Source organism: Pseudomonas sp. R1-6 (assembly GCF_051132115.1).
GTDB lineage: Bacteria > Pseudomonadota > Gammaproteobacteria > Pseudomonadales > Pseudomonadaceae > Aquipseudomonas.
Genome location: NZ_CP071662.1, coordinates 4,920,305 through 4,938,011, shown reverse-complemented (window position 1 = coordinate 4,938,011; position 17,707 = coordinate 4,920,305). Strand labels below are relative to the sequence as shown.

Here is a 17,707-nt window from a genome sequence, read left to right as displayed (position 1 = left end):
TGCCCTTTGTCTTTCTGCAATTGCTGAATTTCATAACCAGACGTGGCCATGAACGAAATCACCGCCCCCGAGCAATATGATCTGCAAACCGCTGCCCTGAAGGTGCCTCCGCATTCCATCGAGGCCGAACAGGCCGTGCTCGGTGGCCTGATGCTGGACAACAACGCCTGGGAGCGTGTGCTCGATCAAGTTTCCGACGGCGATTTCTACCGGCATGACCACCGCCTGATTTTCCGCGCGATCGCCAGGCTGGCCGACCAGAACATGCCGATCGACGTCGTGACCCTGGCCGAGCAATTGGACAAGGAAGGGCAGACGTCCCAAGTCGGCGGCCTCGGTTACCTGGGCGAACTGGCGAAAAACACACCGTCGGTCGCCAATATCAAGGCGTACGCACAGATCGTGCGCGAGCGGGCAACCTTGCGTCAGCTGATCGGCATCAGCACCGAGATCGCTGACAGCGCGTTCAACCCGGAAGGACGCACCGCCGCCGAGATCCTCGACGAAGCCGAGCGGCAGATCTTCCAGATCGCCGAGGCACGACCGAAAACCGGCGGCCCGGTGAGCGTCAACGACCTGTTGACCAAGGCCATCGACCGCATCGACACCTTGTTCAACACCGACAACGCCATTACCGGTTTGTCCACTGGCTACACCGACCTCGACGAGAAGACCAGCGGCCTGCAGCCATCCGACCTGATCATCGTCGCCGGCCGTCCGTCCATGGGTAAGACGACCTTTGCGATGAACCTGGTGGAAAACGCCGTGCTGCGCAGCGACAAAGCGGTGCTGGTGTACTCCCTCGAGATGCCAGGCGAATCGCTGATCATGCGTATGCTCTCGTCCCTGGGGCGTATCGACCAGACCAAGGTCCGTTCCGGCCAGCTGGAAGACGACGATTGGCCGCGCCTGACCTCGGCGGTCAACCTGCTCAACGACCGCAAGCTGTTCATCGACGACACGGCGGGGATCAGCCCATCGGAAATGCGCGCCCGGACCCGCCGCCTGGTGCGTGAGCACGGCGACATCGCGCTGATCATGATCGACTACCTGCAATTGATGCAGATCCCCGGGTCCAGCGGTGACAACCGGACCAACGAGATTTCCGAGATCTCCCGTTCCCTCAAGGCCCTGGCCAAGGAATTCAACTGCCCGGTGGTGGCCCTGTCCCAGTTGAACCGCTCGCTGGAACAGCGTCCGAACAAACGCCCGGTGAACTCCGACTTGCGGGAATCCGGAGCGATCGAGCAGGACGCCGACGTGATCATGTTCGTCTACCGTGACGAGGTGTATCACCCCGAGACCGAGCACAAGGGTATCGCCGAAATCATCATCGGCAAGCAGCGGAACGGCCCGATCGGCTTTGTTCGCCTGGCCTTCATCGGCAAATACACACGCTTCGAGAACCTGGCGCCGGGTAGCTACAATTTTGATGATGATGAGTAAGTTCTTCGTCGCCTGATCCGCCCCTATCGCGAGCGGGCTCGCTCCCACCCTGGAATGCATTCCTCTGTGGGAGCGAGCCTGCTCGCGATAGGAGCGCCACCAATTTCCGACCATAGCCGTCGGAATTGGTTATTTTTTGTGCTATATTCCGCGCCCGCGATTTTTCATCCTTTATACCGGTCATCGACATGCAAGCAGCCAAGCCGTTATTTGACTATCCCAAGTACTGGGCCGAATGTTTCGGCCCGGCGCCGTTCCTGCCCATGAGCAGGGAGGAGATGGATCAGCTCGGCTGGGATTCGTGCGACATCATCATCGTGACCGGTGATGCCTACGTCGATCACCCGTCGTTTGGCATGGCGATCATTGGTCGTTTGCTGGAAGCCCAGGGCTTTCGTGTCGGTATCATTGCGCAGCCGAACTGGCAGTCCAAAGACGATTTCATGAAGCTCGGCGAGCCCAATCTGTTTTTCGGTGTCGCGGCCGGCAACATGGACTCGATGATCAACCGCTACACCGCCGACAAGAAAATCCGTTCCGATGACGCCTACACCCCAGGTGGCCTGGCGGGCAAGCGGCCGGACCGTGCGAGTCTGGTCTATAGCCAGCGCTGCAAGGAAGCCTATAAGCACGTACCCATCGTGCTGGGCGGTATCGAAGCGTCCCTGCGTCGCATTGCTCACTACGATTATTGGCAGGACCGGGTGCGCAACTCGATCCTGATCGACGCCTGCGCCGACATCCTGCTCTACGGCAACGCCGAGCGAGCGATCGTCGAAGTCGCCCAGCGCCTGTCCTACGGCCACAAGATCGAAGACATCACCGATGTGCGCGGCACCGCCTTCATCCGCCGTGACACGCCGCAAGGCTGGTATGAAGTCGATTCCACGCGCATCGACCGTCCGGGCAAGATCGACAAGATCATCAACCCGTACGTGAATACCCAGGACACCGCTGCTTGCGCCATTGAGCAAGAGAAGGGGCCGGTTGAGGACCCGAGCGAAGCCAAGGTCGTGCAGATCCTGGCGAGCCCGAAGATGACCCGCGACAAGACCGTGATCCGCCTGCCGTCGGTGGAAAAGGTCCGTGGCGACGCGGTGCTCTACGCCCACGCCAACCGTGTGTTGCACCTGGAAACCAACCCGGGGAACGCCCGTGCGCTGGTGCAGAAGCACGGCGAAGTCGACGTCTGGTTCAACCCGCCGCCCATTCCGATGACCACCGAAGAAATGGATTACGTGTTTGGCATGCCTTACGCACGTGTTCCTCATCCAGCGTACGGCAAGGAGAAAATCCCGGCCTACGAGATGATCCGTTTCTCGGTGAACATCATGCGCGGCTGCTTTGGTGGCTGCACCTTCTGCTCGATCACCGAGCACGAAGGGCGGATTATCCAGAACCGTTCCGAAGAGTCGATCATTCGCGAGATCGAAGAGATCCGCGACAAGGTTCCAGGCTTCACCGGTGTCATCTCCGACCTCGGCGGCCCGACCGCGAACATGTACCGCATCGCCTGCAAGAGCCCGGAAATCGAATCGGCGTGCCGCAAGCCGTCCTGCGTGTTCCCCGGCATCTGCCCGAACCTGAACACCGACCATTCTTCGCTGATCCAGCTGTACCGCAGCGCCCGGGCCTTGCCTGGGGTGAAGAAGATCCTGATTGCCTCCGGCCTGCGTTACGACCTGGCGGTCGAGTCGCCGGAATACGTCAAGGAGCTGGTGACGCACCACGTCGGCGGTTACCTGAAGATCGCCCCGGAGCATACCGAGGAAGGCCCGCTCAACCAGATGATGAAGCCGGGCATTGGCAGCTATGACAAGTTCAAGCGGATGTTCGAGAAGTACACCAAGGAAGCGGGGAAAGAGCAGTACCTGATTCCGTACTTCATTGCCGCCCACCCAGGCACCACCGACGAAGACATGATGAACCTGGCGCTGTGGCTCAAGGGCAACGGCTTCCGCGCCGACCAGGTGCAGGCGTTCTATCCGTCGCCGATGGCCACGGCCACCGCCATGTATCACTCGGGCAAGAACCCGTTGCGCAAGGTGACCTACAAGAGCGACGCGGTGACCATCGTCAAGAGCGAGGACCAGCGCCGTCTGCACAAGGCCTTCCTGCGCTATCACGACCCGAAAGGCTGGCCGATGCTGCGCGAGGCGCTGACCCGCATGGGCCGCGCCGACCTGATCGGGCCGGGCAAGCATCAGTTGATCCCGCTGCATCAGCCCTCGACCGACAGCTACCAGAGCGCTCGTCGCAAGAACTCGACGCCGGCTGGCAGCCACAAAGTGGGCAAGGAAACCACGAAGATCCTGACCCAGCACACCGGCCTGCCTCCGCGCGCCAGTGATGGCGGCAATGCCTGGGACAAGCGCGAGCAGGCCAAGGCCGCCGCGTTCGCCCGCAACCAGAAGGCCGCCAAGGAGCGCAAGGACGCGGCCAAGGGCAAGGGGCCCAAGCCGGCGCGCAAGCCTGTCGTGCCGCGCTGATCATCCGCCACCTCGTAAAACGCCAGCTTAAATGCTGGCGTTTTGCTTTCTAGCGGGCGTGCTGGCTGTTTGTTATCGTGGCGACCGCCAACGGCGTGACGGCGGATGCATAGCTTTTTGTGGCGAAGGAGCTTGCTCCCGCTGGGCTGCGAAGCGGCCCAATCCCATGCAATGTTCCCAGGCAGACCGTGCCGGCCGGTTTACGACGGCTTCGCCGCCGAGCGGGAGCAAGCTCCCTCGCCACAGGGGTTCTGTGTGGAAAGAATTAAATCCATCGATTTTCAAGGACGATTCATATGAGCAGCGCTACAACGGGCATCGGCATGGACCTGAACTTCTCCCAGTTCATGGCCCGCAAACGCATTGAAAGCCAAGTCAACCTGCCACGTCTGTTCGCCGCCATCGATGCCGACCCCAACATTGCCGGGGCGGGCGTGGTGTACATCGATTCCGAGTACAACGTAGTGACGCTGCGCGAATTCAAGCCGATTTGCAGCATCGCGCCCAAGCGAATCATCTTGCGCGAGGCCAAGAAGTACATCGCCCCGCAGCAATTCATCGATCAGGTAAAAAGCAGCCCGCGTGAGTCAAAGCTCGGGACTGAGTCGATGAATGCCGGTTTTTCCTGTGTCGCCGCTGTCATCGGTTGGGTGGTGGTATTCAGTGGGAGCGTCGCTGTGCCGTTTACGGCGGGGGCCAGTGCCTTTGTCGTTGCGCTGGGCGCCGCTGCCGCGACGGCCAGTACCGCGCAATGCGTCATAGGCGGGATGCGGGTGGCGAATGAGTTGACCAATCCTACTGGCAACGATGAGATGAACGACGCCGATTGGTACAACATCGTAAGCCCCATTCTTGACGGTGTTTCCCTTGTCGGCGTCGGTGGCTCGGCTCTCACGACTGTTCGGCTGCTAAAGGCCAGCAAAGCAGCGGGTACCGGGAAGAGCTGGTATCAGTTGCTCAAAGGCCTGAGTCGTCAGGAGCGCAGCAAACTGACAAAGGAGTTGTTGACCCTGAAAGATCCGAGTCTTACCGCCAAGCTGCTTAAGCTGCAGCAACGAGCGGGCGCCTTGCCCAAGCGTTATTCCTCCGCTGAAATCAGGCATGCCACGCTGACTCAGATAAAGGATTCTCTCGGCGGCGCTTTGGGGATCATCGGCAGTTATACCGGTGATGGCGCCGTGAAGACTGTTGCCGTCGGGCTGTATGAGGAGTTCACGGAATGATCGGCGGCGGATCACTGAGGCAGTTCCTCGCCCGTTATTTTCCGGTGTTCATGGGGGCGATCTTTCTGGGCTGCTTTTCCGGGTCTACGCTGCTCGTTTTGTGCGCAGGTACTTATTGGCGTGCCTTGGAGCCTTCCGTCAGGAGCAACTACGTTGGTCTCGGCACTTTGGCTCTAGTGAGTGTCCTGGTCTTGGGCAATCTCATGATCGCACGCGGGCGCGCCTGGGCGATCTGGTGCGTGGCGGGTTATTTCCTCGCTTGCCTGGCGGCGGTGCTGCCGACGTTCGCTTATGGACCGCACCAAGGTGTTTACGTGTTTGCGGTGCTGTTGCCGCTACTGGGACTATTGCTGCTCAATAGCAAACGCCACCGGGAAATGCGCAGCGAACTCATCGAAATCCGTCACCAACGCGAACGCATCATCCAGTCCGCCAAGGCCTCGCGCCCGCGCCGCTGAGTCGATTCGCTACCCTCTGCGCCGCATTTATGTGCGGCCTTCGCAGATCAATACAGGCATCGCGCGGTTTTAGTGCTCTACTGCCCTGAGTAGAGGTTGAAAGTGTCCGGCCTGCCTGCATGGCATAAGTCTTGCGCCGCTTTCGATAACGCCCAGGCTCCGCAGGAGGCACGCCGTGTCGATCCATGTCGCTTTGCACCATGTCACACACTATCGCTACGAGCGCGCTGTCGAACTCGGTCCACAGATCGTTCGCCTGCGTCCGGCGGCCCATAGCCGCACGCGCATTCTTTCGTACGCGCTGAAGGTTTCCCCCGATCAGCATTTCATCAATTGGCAGCAGGATCCCCAGGGCAATTACCTCGCGCGGCTGGTGTTCCCGGAAAAGACAGATGAGCTGCGGGTGGAGGTCGATCTGGTCGCCGAGATGGCGGTGTTCAATCCGTTCGATTTTTTCCTCGAGCCTTACGCCGAGAAAATCCCGTTCACCTATGCGGCTGACGAAAAACACGAGCTGATGCCCTACCTGGAAAAGCTTCCGCTGACGCCGAAATTCAAGGCGTATCTGGACAGCGTCGACCGCACGCCGTTGCCAGCGGTGGACTTTCTGGTGGCGCTCAACCAGCGCCTGAGCGAAGACATCAACTACCTGATCCGCATGGAGCCGGGCGTGCAGACGCCGGAGCATACGTTGGAGCACGCGTCCGGCTCCTGTCGCGACTCGGCCTGGCTGCTGGTGCAGCTGTTGCGTCACTTGGGCCTGGCGGCGCGTTTTGTCTCCGGTTACCTGATCCAGCTGACCGCCGATGTGAAAAGCCTCGACGGCCCGTCCGGTACGGAAGTGGATTTCACCGACCTGCATGCCTGGTGCGAAGTGTACCTGCCCGGCGCCGGATGGATCGGCCTCGATGCCACGTCCGGGTTGTTCGCCGGCGAAGGGCATATCCCGTTGGCGTGTAGTCCTGATCCGTCCTCGGCGGCGCCCATCAGTGGCCTGGTGGAACCGTGCGAGTGTGAGTTCAGCCACGAGATGTCCGTCGAGCGAATCTGGGAAGCGCCACGGGTCACCAAACCCTACACCGAAGAACAATGGCTGGCGATCCAGGCGTTGGGTCGACAGATCGATGCGGACCTGCAGGAAGGTGACGTGCGCCTGACCATGGGCGGTGAGCCGACCTTCGTTTCCATCGATGACCCGGACGGCGCCGAGTGGAACACCGCGGCGCTTGGACCGGACAAGCGCCGCCTCAGCGCCGAATTGTTCCAGCGCATGCGCGAACATTACGCGCCGCAGGGGCTGGTGCATTTCGGCCAGGGAAAGTGGTACCCCGGCGAGCAATTGCCGCGTTGGTCGCTCAACTGCTATTGGCGGCGTGACGGGGTGCCGATCTGGCACGACAGCGCGTTGATTGCCGACGAGAAAAAAGACTACGGCGCCGATGGCGAATTGGCTGGGCGTTTTCTGGCGAGTGTCGCTGAACGCTTGAAAATTCCCACGCAATTCGTATTTCCCGCCTACGAGGATAATTTCCATTATCTCTGGCGCGAAGGCTCGTTGCCTTCGAACGTGACGGCTGAGGATTCCCGTCTGGAAGACCCGTTGGAGCGGGCGCGATTGCGCAAGGTCTTCAGCCAGGGGCTGGGCAAGGTGATCGGTCAGGTCCTGCCGCTGGCACGCACCGCCAAGGGCGACCAATGGCAAAGCGGGCGCTGGTACCTGCGCGACGATCAATGCCGGCTGGTGCCGGGGGATTCGCCACTGGGCTACCGCCTGCCGCTGGCGTCTCAGCCGTGGGTGACGGCGGCCGAATATCCGTTCATCCACCCCACCGACCCGAACCAGGATTTGCCCGAGCTACCCGACACCGAGCAGTTGAAGCATCACGGCGAGCCGGCGCTGGAACAGGAGCGCGTGCCAAAGGTCGACGACTCGGCCGATTGGCTGACCCGCACCGCCTTCTGTGCCGAGGCCAGGGAAGGGCGGCTGTACCTGTTCATGCCACCGCTGGAGCGGGTCGAGGATTACCTGGAACTGGTCAGCGCCATCGAAGCGACGGCGCAGGAACTGGGTTGCCCTGTTTTGTTGGAGGGCTACGAGCCACCGAGCGATCCGCGCCTGAGCAATTTTCGTATCACGCCAGACCCAGGTGTCATCGAGGTCAACGTGCAGCCTTCGGCAACTTGGGAAGAATTGGTCGAGCGCACCGAGTTTCTTTACGAGCAAGCGCGACTGAACCGGCTGACCACCGAGAAATTCCTGATCGATGGCCGGCACACCGGCACCGGTGGCGGTAACCATTTCGTACTGGGCGGCGCGACACCGGCAGATTCACCGTTCCTGCGGCGCCCGGACTTGCTGCGCAGCCTGATCAGCTACTGGCACAACCACCCGTCATTGTCCTACCTGTTTTCCGGATTGTTCATCGGCCCGACATCCCAGGCACCGCGCGTGGACGAGGCGCGCAACGATGCGTTGTATGAGCTGGAAATAGCCTTCGCGCAAATGCCACAGCCCGGCGACGAATGCCCGCCGTGGTTGGTGGATCGGCTGCTGCGCAACCTGCTGATCGACGTCACCGGCAACACCCATCGCGCCGAGTTTTGCATCGACAAGCTCTATTCGCCGGACGGCGCCACCGGACGGCTCGGCTTGCTGGAGCTGCGCGCTTTCGAAATGCCGCCCCACGCGCGCATGAGCCTGACTCAGCAATTGCTGTTGCGGGCGTTGGTGGCGCGGTTCTGGCGCGAGCCCTATGCACCGGCCAAACTGGCGCGCTGGGGCACCGAGCTGCATGATCGTTTCCTGCTGCCGCACTTCATCGAGCAGGATTTTGCCGAGGTCATCGAAGAGTTGAATGGCGCCGGCTACCCGCTGCGTGCCGAGTGGTTCGCCGCGCACCTGGAGTTTCGCTTTCCCAAAGTGGGCGACTACGCAGTCAACGGTGTCGAGCTGCAGTTGCGCCAGGCGCTGGAGCCTTGGCATGTGCTGGGGGAAGAGGGCTCGGCGGGCGGCACGGTGCGTTATGTGGACTCGTCCCTGGAGCGGTTGCAGATCAAGCTTACGGGGCTGGCGCCACAACGTTACCTGCTGACCTGCAATGGCGTGCCGGTGCCGTTGCAGCCCACCGGCCGGGTGGGGGAGTTTGTCGCCGGGGTACGTTTCCGTGCGTGGCAACCGTTCAACTGCTTGCAGCCGACCATCCCGGTCCATGCGCCGTTGGTCTTCGATGTGCTCGACACCTGGATGCAGCGCTCCCTGGGCGGCTGCCAATACCACGTGGCGCATCCGGGCGGGCGCAACTATGACAGCCTGCCTGTCAACGCCAACGAAGCGGAGAGCCGGCGGATGGCGCGATTCTTCCGTATCGGACATACGCCCGGAAAATTGCCGATACCCAGCCTGGCGGTGGATGACGAGTTTCCCTTCACGCTCGATCTGCGACGCTTTCACCGGACCTCAAAAAGCTAGCTGGACCTTCTGGCGGGGGGATAAATCCCCTCGCCACGATTGCACTCTGAAAACCCAGGTCGGATCCAACACAAACACACCTATCCGGGCGTCATGCGCTTGCGCTAGTCTCACCTATCATCGCTGTCCTGCCGAGCTTTCCATGCCTGACCTGCTTGACCGTTACCCGCTGACGACGGGGACCTATCACGAACTGCTGGACGGCAGCGGCGCGGTGCGTGCGCACTGGCAACGGCTGTTCGACCAGTTGCAGCGCAGCACGCCGGGCCAATTGGTCCAGCGCCAGGCACTGCTGGCAAGGCAGATCCAGGAAAACGGTGTCACCTATAACGTCTATGCCGACCCTAAGGGCGCCGACCGGCCGTGGGAGCTGGACCTTCTGCCCCACGTCATCGACGCCCAGGAATGGAAGCTGTTGTCGGCCGGCATTGCCCAGCGCGCGCGTTTGCTCAATGCGGTACTGGCCGACCTGTACGGACCGCAGCGGCTGATCAGTGAAGGGCTGCTGCCAGCGGAGCTGGTCTTCGGACACAACAATTTCCTCTGGCCTTGCCAGGGCATCGCTCCGCCGGACGGTGATTTCCTGCACTTGTATGCCGTGGATCTGGCGCGTGCGCCCGACGGCCGCTGGTGGGTCACCGCCGATCGGACCCAGGCGCCCTCAGGGGCGGGTTATGCGCTGGAAAACCGCATGATCGTCTCTCGTGCCTTTCCCGATCTCTATCGCGACCTGAAGGTGCGGCATCTGTCCGGTTTCTTCCGCACCTTGCAGGAAACCCTGGCGCGACAGGCCCCCAGCGATGGCGAGCCGCCGCTGGTGGTATTGCTCACGCCGGGACGATTCAACGAAAGCTATTTCGAACATCTCTACCTGGCGCGCCAACTCGGCTATCCCCTTGTGGAGGGGGGTGACCTGACCGTTCGGGACGCCACGGTGTACCTCAAGACCCTCAGCGGCCTGCGCCGGGTTCACGCGATCATGCGTCGGCTCGACGACGATTTCTGCGACCCCCTGGAGTTACGCACCGATTCGGCCCTTGGCGTACCCGGATTGTTGGACGCGGTGCGCCAGGGCCGGGTATTGGTGGCCAATGCCCTGGGCAGTGGCGTGCTGGAGTCGCCAGGTCTGCTGGGCTTCCTGCCGCGGATCAACCAGTATCTGTTCGGCGAAGAACTGCTGCTGCCCTCCATCGCCACCTGGTGGTGCGGCGAGCCGCCGGTGCTGGCCCAGGCGCTGGAGAAATTGCCCCAGTTGTTGATCAAGCCGGCGTTTCCTTCCCAGAGTTTCGCACCGGTGTTCGGCCGCGATCTGAACGAGGAGCAGCGCGGCCAGCTGGCGGCGCGCATGCAGGCGCGGCCCTATGCGTATGTCGCCCAAGAGTTGGCGCAACTGTCCCAGGCTCCGGTGTGGCAGGCCGAACACGGTCAGCTCCAGCCCCGGGCGATCGGCATGCGCGTGTATGCCGTAGCGGGAAAAGACGATTATCGGGTCTTGTCCGGCGGCCTGGCCCGAGTGGCCGCCGAGGCCGATGCCGAAGTGGTATCGATGCAGCGCGGCGGTGCCAGCAAGGACACCTGGGTGCTTGGAGAGCAGGCACCCGGCGGCGAGCAATGGAAGGCCCAGCGTACCGTGGGTGTTCACGACCTGGTGCGGCGTGATCCGTACCTGCCCTCCCGGGTGGTGGAAAACCTGTTCTGGTTCGGTCGCTACTGCGAGCGTTGCGATGACAGTGCGCGTCTTTTGCGGATCATGTTGGCGCGGTACGTCGATGGCGATGACCCCCAGGCCTTGCAATCGGCGGTGTCTCTGGGCGAAAGCCTGATGTTGTTGCCTGAGGAGGGGGCATTGCCCGAGCGCTTGCTGGCTGCAGTCCTGGGGGATGACTGGTCGTTCAGCCTGCGCTCCAACCTGCAGCGCTTGCAGTGGGCGGCCTCGCAGGTGCGCGGCAAGCTGTCGCGGGAGAACTGGCAGGCACTGGTGGAGTTGCAGCGGGAAGCCATGGAGCTGGAAACCAGCGAGCCGGATTTCGGCGAGCTGTTGGATTTCCTCAACCGCCTGGTGATGTCCCTGGCCGCATTGTCGGGGTTCGCCCTGGACGACATGACGCGCGACGAGGGTTGGCGTTTTCTCATGATCGGCCGACGCCTGGAGCGCTTGCAATTTCTCAGCAGCAGCCTGGCGGCGTTCCTGCGGGGCGAGGCGGTATTCGATCAGGCCGGGCTGGAATGGTTGTTGGAATTGGGCAACAGCAGTATCACGTACCGCTCGCGCTACCTGGCGGTGGCGCAGTTGATTCCGGTGCTCGACCTGTTGTTGCTGGACGAACAGAACCCCCATGCGGTGCTTTTCCAATTGAAACTGGTGGCGCGCACCCTCAAGCGCTTGAACGATGATTTTGCCGCGCCGAGAGAAACCGCCCTGCCGGAGTTGGTGGCGCGCCTTTCGCGGTTCGACTTGCGGTGCCTGGAGAATCCGCTGTTCGGTGAGTCCAGCTTGCGCGCGGCGGTCGATGGCCTGGCCGATCTGTTACAGGAAGTCGCCGACGTCAGCGCCCAAGTCTCCGATCGCCTGGCCTTGCGACACTTCGCCCACGTTGACGATGTCAGCCAACGCACGGTATCCGTCTGATGAGTGCCCGTTACCAGATCCTCCACGACACCCATTATCACTACGACAGCCCGGTGTCCCTCGCGCAGCAACTGGCTCATCTATGGCCGAGACACTGCGAATGGCAGCGCTGTACCGGGCAACAGCTGTCCATCAGCCCGGAGCCGACGACCCGCCGTGACGAACACGATGTATTCGGCAACCCGCTGACCCGCCTGGCTTTCGAGCGGCCTCACGATGAGCTGCTGGTCAACGCCCGGCTGAGCGTCGAGGTGCTCGCGCGGCCCGCGCTGGATTTCAACCTGTCGCCGGCCTGGGAGTCGACCGGTAACGCCTTGACCTACAGCGGCCGGCCCCTGACGGCACAATGGATGGACGCGTGCCGCTACCGTTTCGAATCACCCTACGTGCATCTCAAGCGCAGCTTCGTCGAGTTTTCCGAGAGCTGTTTCCCGGCCGGCCGACCGTTGATGGTCGGTGTGCGGGCGCTGATGGAAAAAATCTTCGAGGAGTTCACCTTCGATGCCGAGGCCACCCAGGTCGCGACACCGCTGGTAGAAGTGCTGGAGCGACGCCGGGGTGTCTGTCAGGATTTCGCCCATCTGATGTTGGCCTGCGTGCGTTCCCGCGGGTTGGCGGCGCGGTATGTCAGTGGCTACCTGCTGACCCAGCCACCGCCCGGCCAGGCCCGGCTGATCGGGGCCGATGCGTCACACGCCTGGGTCTCGGTGTTCTGCCCGGTGCTGGGCTGGGTGGACTTCGACCCGACCAACAACGTGCAGCCGGCGCTGGAACACATCACCTTGGCCTGGGGGCGGGATTTTTCCGATGTGTCGCCGCTGCGCGGGGTGATCCTGGGGGGCGGTACCCATGATCCGGATGTTCGGGTGACGGTGATGCCGCTGGAGTCATAAGAAGATCCATCGTGGGAGCGAGCCTTCTCGCCAAAGCGGCGGTTCAGCCAGCATGGAAGGGCCAGGCAAACCGTCATCGCGAGCAAGCTCGCTTCCACAGGGCATCGGCGGAACGCTGAATTCAGGCGTTGGGTGCCTGGTCTTTCGGCACGTCCACATCGTGTTCTGCCGCCACGTCGCCGTCGCTGTCCGGGTTCAGGGCCGCTTCTTCAGCCGAAGCCTTCTTGCGCTGGAGCTTTTCCTCTTTCTTCTGCTCCTTGGCCAGGTCTCTTTGACGTTTGGCGAAGGAATAATTGGGTTTAGCCATGGGCGATCCTCTGGGGTCGAAGGTGAGGTTGAGCGGCGCGTATTCTGCCCTGTATCGGGACCGAGCCGTTAGCTTGGTTTTTGTTCGGCCCACTTTGGCTGCACGGACGGTTGCCATTCGTCCAGCGCATCGAGCAGTGTGTGCGCAGATTCGCTTACCTGCAGCATGTCACGATGCGGCGCGCGGACGAAGCCTTCGCCGACGATATGATCGAGGAAGCCGGTGAGCTTGCTGTAGAAACCGTTCACTTCCAGCAGCCCCAGCGGCTTGCCGTGATAACCGAGCTGACCCCAGGTCCAGACTTCGAACAGTTCCTCCAGGGTGCCGAGCCCGCCGGGCAAGGCGATGAAGGCGTCGCTGAGCTCAGCCATGCGGGCCTTGCGCGCATGCATGCCGTCTACCACTTCAAGGCGCGTCAGGCCGCTGTGACCGATTTCCTTGTCTTTCAAACTTTGCGGGATGATGCCAATCACTTCGCCGCCAGCGGCGAGGGCTGCATCGGCAACGACACCCATAAGACCGACCGCGCCACCGCCGTAGACCAAGGTGAGTTTTCGTTCGGCCAAAGCACGGCCCAGGGCCCGGGCCGCTTCCAGATAGGCCGGGTGGCTGCCGGTGCTGGCGCCGCAAAATACACAAACAGACGCTATGGACATGCTTCACTCCGCGATTCGATGACCGGACCAGAGTAAAGCCTGCCCTTTGTTGCGCAAAGAATTAAACCTCGCGGCGAGGTTTTTCATAGGTGCCACTGGCACCGCAGGCGTAGGCGGCGAGCAAGCTGCATAACAGGCTGTTGAGGTTCATGACCAGCACTCCAGGGTTGATGGGACAGATCTTAGAGGTGCGTCATACTTCTGGCCGGTTGATTCTGTCCATCAGGCTGATAGTCTTAAGTTGTATACAATCTTTGACTCAGGTCATAGGAACTTGCCAGAAAATCAGGCAGTCTTCCCCTCTGACGGATTTCGTTAACCATGCTTTGGAGATTCATGATGTTCGCCAAACTTGTAGCAGTATCCCTGTTGACGCTGGCCAGCAGCCAACTGATGGCAGCGGAGTGCAAGACCACCATCGATTCCACCGACCAGATGACCTTCAGCACCAAGGCCATCGAAATCGATAAGAGCTGCAAGACGTTCACCGTTGAGCTGACTCACTCGGGTAACCTGCCGAAAAACGTGATGGGTCATAACTGGGTGCTGAGCAAAGAGGCCGACATGCAGCCGATCGCCACCGATGGCCTGGGCGCCGGTATCGACAAGAACTATCTCAAGGAGGGTGACGCCCGCGTTATCGCACACACCAAGGTTATCGGCGCCAAGGAAACCGACTCGGTGACTTTCGATGTCTCTAAGCTGGACGCTGCCGAGAAGTACGGTTTCTTCTGCTCGTTCCCGGGCCACATCTCGATGATGAAAGGCACGGTTACCCTGAAGTAACAAATTTCAGGCAGAAAAAAGCGCCCCCGTGCAGGGCGCTTTTTTTATACCAGGCAAATAACCTTTGTGGGAGCGAGCTTGCTCCTACATGATGCTGTCCACCAAATGGTGGTCAAGGAGCGTACGGCATCACTCGCTTGTGCTCGGTCTTGCGGTAGGTGTCGCAGATAATCTTCGCCGCTTCTTCGCGAATCGGTTGGCCATGCAGGAACGCGTCGATCTCGGCATAGGTCACGCCGTGGGCCGCTTCGTCCGGCTTGCCAGGCGACAGGTCTTCCAGGTCGGCGGTGGGGACTTTTTCCACCAGCGATTCCGGCGCGCCAAAGTCGCGGGCGATGGCCCGGACCTGGTTTTTCACCAGCCCGCTCAGCGGCGCCAGGTCGCAGGCGCCGTCACCGAACTTGGTGAAGAACCCCATCACCGCTTCGGCCGCATGATCGGTGCCGATCACCATGCCCTGTTCGGCGCCGGCGATGGTGTATTGCGCCACCATGCGCATCCGCGCCTTGGTATTGCCCAACACGAAATCCCGCGAGCCCGGCGCCTTGCCCTCAAACGCGAGGACTTCCTTGGCCAATGCCTTGACCGCCGGGCCGATATTGACGGTATGGCGCTCGTCAGGCTCGATGAAATCGACACAGGCCTGGGCTTCGTGTTCGTCGAACTGGGTCTCGTACGGTAAGCGCACGGCAACGAACTTGTACGCCGCATTGCCGGTTTTTTCCCGCAACTCGCGCACGGCACGCTGGGCCAACAGGCCGGCGGTCAACGAGTCGACCCCGCCGCTGATGCCCAGTATCAGGCTCTTGAGCCCGGAGTTGACGAGGCAGTCCTGGATGAAGCTCACCCGACGAGCGATTTCGGCCTTGAGGGCGGCGTCATCGGCAAATGGCGGTTGGACCTTGAGCTGTTCAGCAATCTCACGCTGTACGGCTTGCATGAATTCACTCCTTGCTTGATGTGCCAGAAAGGGCGGCAGGTACTTGGAAAACATGTCGCATATAGGCGACGAAATTCGGGTCCTTGCAGTGGGTCTTACCGGGCTCGTCTGAAATCTTGGCCACGGGTTGCCCGTCACAACTGATCATTTTAAGCACGATGCTCATGGGCTCCACGCCTGGAATGTCACAGGTCAGGTTGGTCCCGATACCAAAGCTCACATTAATGCGACCACGCAAGGCGCGGAAAATCTCCAGGCATTTTGGCAATGTCAGGCTGTCGGAGAACACCAGGGTCTTGCTCATCGGGTCGATACCCAGCTTGTGATAGTGGGCAATGGCTTTCTCGGCCCAGATGACCGGGTCACCCGAATCATGGCGCAAGCCGTCAAACAGCTTGGCGAAGAACAGATCGAAATCCTTGAGGAAGGCGTCCATGGTGATGCAGTCGGTCAGCGCGATGCCCAGCAGCCCTCGGTATTCGCGCACCCAGCAGTCGAGCGCGGCGATCTGACTGTCGATCAGCCTTGGGCCCAGTTGCTGGTGAGCCATGATCCACTCATGGGCCATGGTGCCCAAGGGTTTCATGTCCAGTTCACGGGACAGATGCACGTTGCTGGTGCCGACGAAGCGTCCCGGGAAGTCGTGCTTGAGCACGTTGACCACTTCTTCCTGGGTTCGGTAGGAGAACCGACGGCGGGTGCCGAAATCGGCCACTTGCAGTTCGGACAATTCCTCGGCACTGGCATTGGCGTTCAGCCAGTCGAACTTGCGATAAAGCTGTTCCCGCGCCTGTTCCAGAACGATTTCACGGTAGCGATAGCGGTTGCGCACTTCGCTGACAATGGCCAGCAAAGGCACTTCGAACAGGATGACGTGCAGCCATGGCCCGCGCAGGCGGATAAACAGCTCGCCGTTTTCGATGCCCGTGTGCACATAGCGCAGGTTGAAACGGAACAGGCCCAGAAAGCGCAGGAAGTCCGGTTTCAAGAAGCAGATGCGTTCGAGAAAACCCAACTGGTCGGCGCTCAGGCTCAGCTCGGCCAAGCGTTCGATCTGGAAGCGGATCTCCGCCAGGTAGGGCCGCAGGTCTTCGCTGTTTCGGCAGCGGAACTCCCACTCCACTTCGACGTTGGGGTAGTTATGCAGCACCGCCTGCATCATCGTCAGCTTGTAGAAGTCGGTGTCGAGCAGGTTCTGCACGATGCGATCGGCAAATACACTCTCGCTCATAACGTGAATCTCCAGACAGGTGGCTGCGGCGGGCAGCGGCGTACGGCAGTTCGTAGTGAAAGGGCTAGTGGCGCATAACCGTGGTGGGTTTTGCCAGTGTTTTTTGCCTCACACGCCTTCGTGGCGAGGAGCCCTCTTATTGTTGCGCAATATCAGCACCGTCGATCTGCTCCAACATCCACTCCACGAACATCCGCACCTTGGGCACTTCCGCCGAATGTTCCGGATAAGCCAGATAATAGGCATTGGTGCTGGGCATCGCATGCTGCCAGGGAATGACCAGCTTGCCGTCGGCCAGTTCTTCTTCCACCAGAAACCTGGGCAGCAGGGCCACGCCGCAGCCGACCTGGGCTGCGCGGATGCACATATAGAAGGTTTCGAAGCGCGGCCCGTGGTAGCTGTGTTCGGTGTGATAACCCAGGTCTTCGAACCAGTCGTGCCAAGCCTGTGGGCGCGAGGCGTTTTGCAGCAGGACCAGATCGGTCAGTTGCGTCGGGTCGGTGAAAGGCTGGTCCGGCAGGCTGCCCGGCGCGCAGACTGGCACCAGTTCTTCGCCGAACAGTTTCAAGGATTCAGTTCCGGGTCGTGAGGCTTGGCCAAAATAGAACGCCAGGTCACTGCGACCTTGCTGTAGGTCATCGGCCTCTTGCTCGCTGCACAGGTCCAGATGAATGCTGGGATGGCGCAGGCGCCAGCCCTTGAGCCGTGGGACCAGCCAGCGCGCGCCGAACGTTGGTGGCGTAGACACGCGCAGGACTTCGGTGTCACCACCGTAGGAACGCAGGTAATGAGTGGACATCTCAACTTGGGTGAGGATTTTTCGTACTTCTCCCAGGTACAAATCCCCTGCGGGAGTCAATTGCAGGCGTCGACGCACGCGACGGAACAGCAAGTGCTGGAGCAACTCTTCCAACTGCGCGACCTGTTTGCTGACGGCGCTCTGGGTCAGGTTCAATTCTTCGGCGGCGCGGGTGAAGCTCAGGTGACGGGTCACTGCTTCGAAGCACTGCAGCGCGGTGATCGACGGCAAATAGCGTTTATTGAGCATGATGGAGCCTTATTTTTTGTCGCTCTGCTTTTGTGCTGAAGAGTCTGCTTCAGTGGCAGCATGAATAAACGGAATGATATCTCGCTTAAAGGTCGTTTGTTGGCAAGTCTCGGGCCAGCTACAACTACAGGT

Annotated in this window: 13 protein-coding genes; 8 read left to right on the top strand and 5 right to left on the bottom strand. The window is 61.0% G+C overall.

The window, feature by feature from the left end; genetic code table 11:
• The first annotated feature begins 48 nt into the window (after positions 1-48).
• The 7 genes from dnaB (at position 49) to J3P81_RS22185 (ending at position 12,607) form a co-directional block, all read left to right on the top strand.
• On the top strand, positions 49-1,446 hold the full coding sequence (gene dnaB / locus J3P81_RS22215; protein ID WP_420766199.1) for a replicative DNA helicase: 1,398 nt from the start codon (positions 49-51) through the stop codon (positions 1,444-1,446).
• Between the two features lie 188 nt (positions 1,447-1,634).
• Positions 1,635-3,935 (top strand): YgiQ family radical SAM protein, encoded by a 2,301-nt coding sequence (locus J3P81_RS22210; RefSeq protein WP_420766200.1) that lies wholly within the window; start codon positions 1,635-1,637, stop codon positions 3,933-3,935.
• Positions 3,936-4,231: 296 nt separating this feature from the next.
• Entirely contained in the window at positions 4,232-5,158 is a 927-nt protein-coding gene (locus tag J3P81_RS22205) for an NAD synthetase (RefSeq protein ID WP_420766201.1), read from the top strand.
• Complete coding sequence (locus J3P81_RS22200) at positions 5,155-5,616, top strand: hypothetical protein (protein ID WP_420766202.1); 462 nt, start codon at positions 5,155-5,157, stop codon at positions 5,614-5,616. Before J3P81_RS22205 ends, J3P81_RS22200 begins: the two co-directional genes overlap by 4 nt.
• Positions 5,617-5,791: 175 nt before the next feature.
• Complete coding sequence (locus tag J3P81_RS22195) at positions 5,792-9,085, top strand: DUF2126 domain-containing protein (protein WP_434560960.1); 3,294 nt, start codon at positions 5,792-5,794, stop codon at positions 9,083-9,085.
• A gap of 142 nt (positions 9,086-9,227) precedes the next feature.
• Entirely contained in the window at positions 9,228-11,714 is a 2,487-nt protein-coding gene (locus J3P81_RS22190) for a circularly permuted type 2 ATP-grasp protein (RefSeq protein WP_434560958.1), read from the top strand.
• Complete coding sequence (locus tag J3P81_RS22185) at positions 11,714-12,607, top strand: transglutaminase family protein (RefSeq protein WP_434560956.1); 894 nt, start codon at positions 11,714-11,716, stop codon at positions 12,605-12,607. Before J3P81_RS22190 ends, J3P81_RS22185 begins: the two co-directional genes overlap by 1 nt.
• A 121-nt stretch (positions 12,608-12,728) precedes the next feature.
• On the opposite strand, the gene J3P81_RS22180 is transcribed toward J3P81_RS22185, so the two are convergent.
• Both J3P81_RS22180 and J3P81_RS22175 read right to left on the bottom strand, forming a co-directional pair.
• Positions 12,729-12,914: a hypothetical protein gene (locus J3P81_RS22180; protein ID WP_434560954.1), complete on the bottom strand. Its 186-nt coding sequence runs from the start codon at positions 12,912-12,914 to the stop codon at positions 12,729-12,731.
• Between the two features lie 68 nt (positions 12,915-12,982).
• Positions 12,983-13,570, bottom strand: a complete 588-nt coding sequence (locus J3P81_RS22175) for a TIGR00730 family Rossman fold protein (protein ID WP_434560952.1) — start codon at positions 13,568-13,570, stop codon at positions 12,983-12,985.
• A 339-nt stretch (positions 13,571-13,909) separates the two neighbouring features.
• On the opposite strand from J3P81_RS22175, the gene azu reads away from it, so the two are divergent.
• Positions 13,910-14,356, top strand: a complete 447-nt coding sequence (azu, locus tag J3P81_RS22170) for an azurin (protein ID WP_434560950.1) — start codon at positions 13,910-13,912, stop codon at positions 14,354-14,356.
• 112 nt (positions 14,357-14,468) lie between these two features.
• Here the strand turns inward: azu and nadE are convergent, their stop codons facing one another.
• The 3 genes from nadE to J3P81_RS22155 form a co-directional block, all read right to left on the bottom strand.
• Positions 14,469-15,296 carry an ammonia-dependent NAD(+) synthetase gene (gene nadE, locus J3P81_RS22165; RefSeq protein ID WP_434560948.1) on the bottom strand — a complete coding sequence of 276 codons (828 nt, stop codon included), beginning with the start codon at positions 15,294-15,296 and terminating at the stop codon, positions 14,469-14,471.
• Positions 15,297-15,300: 4 nt separating this feature from the next.
• Positions 15,301-16,527 (bottom strand): nicotinate phosphoribosyltransferase, encoded by a 1,227-nt coding sequence (gene pncB / locus J3P81_RS22160; protein WP_420766210.1) that lies wholly within the window; start codon positions 16,525-16,527, stop codon positions 15,301-15,303.
• A 136-nt stretch (positions 16,528-16,663) separates the two neighbouring features.
• Complete coding sequence (locus J3P81_RS22155; protein ID WP_420766211.1) at positions 16,664-17,575, bottom strand: LysR family transcriptional regulator; 912 nt, start codon at positions 17,573-17,575, stop codon at positions 16,664-16,666.
• Positions 17,576-17,707: the final 132 nt, after the last annotated feature.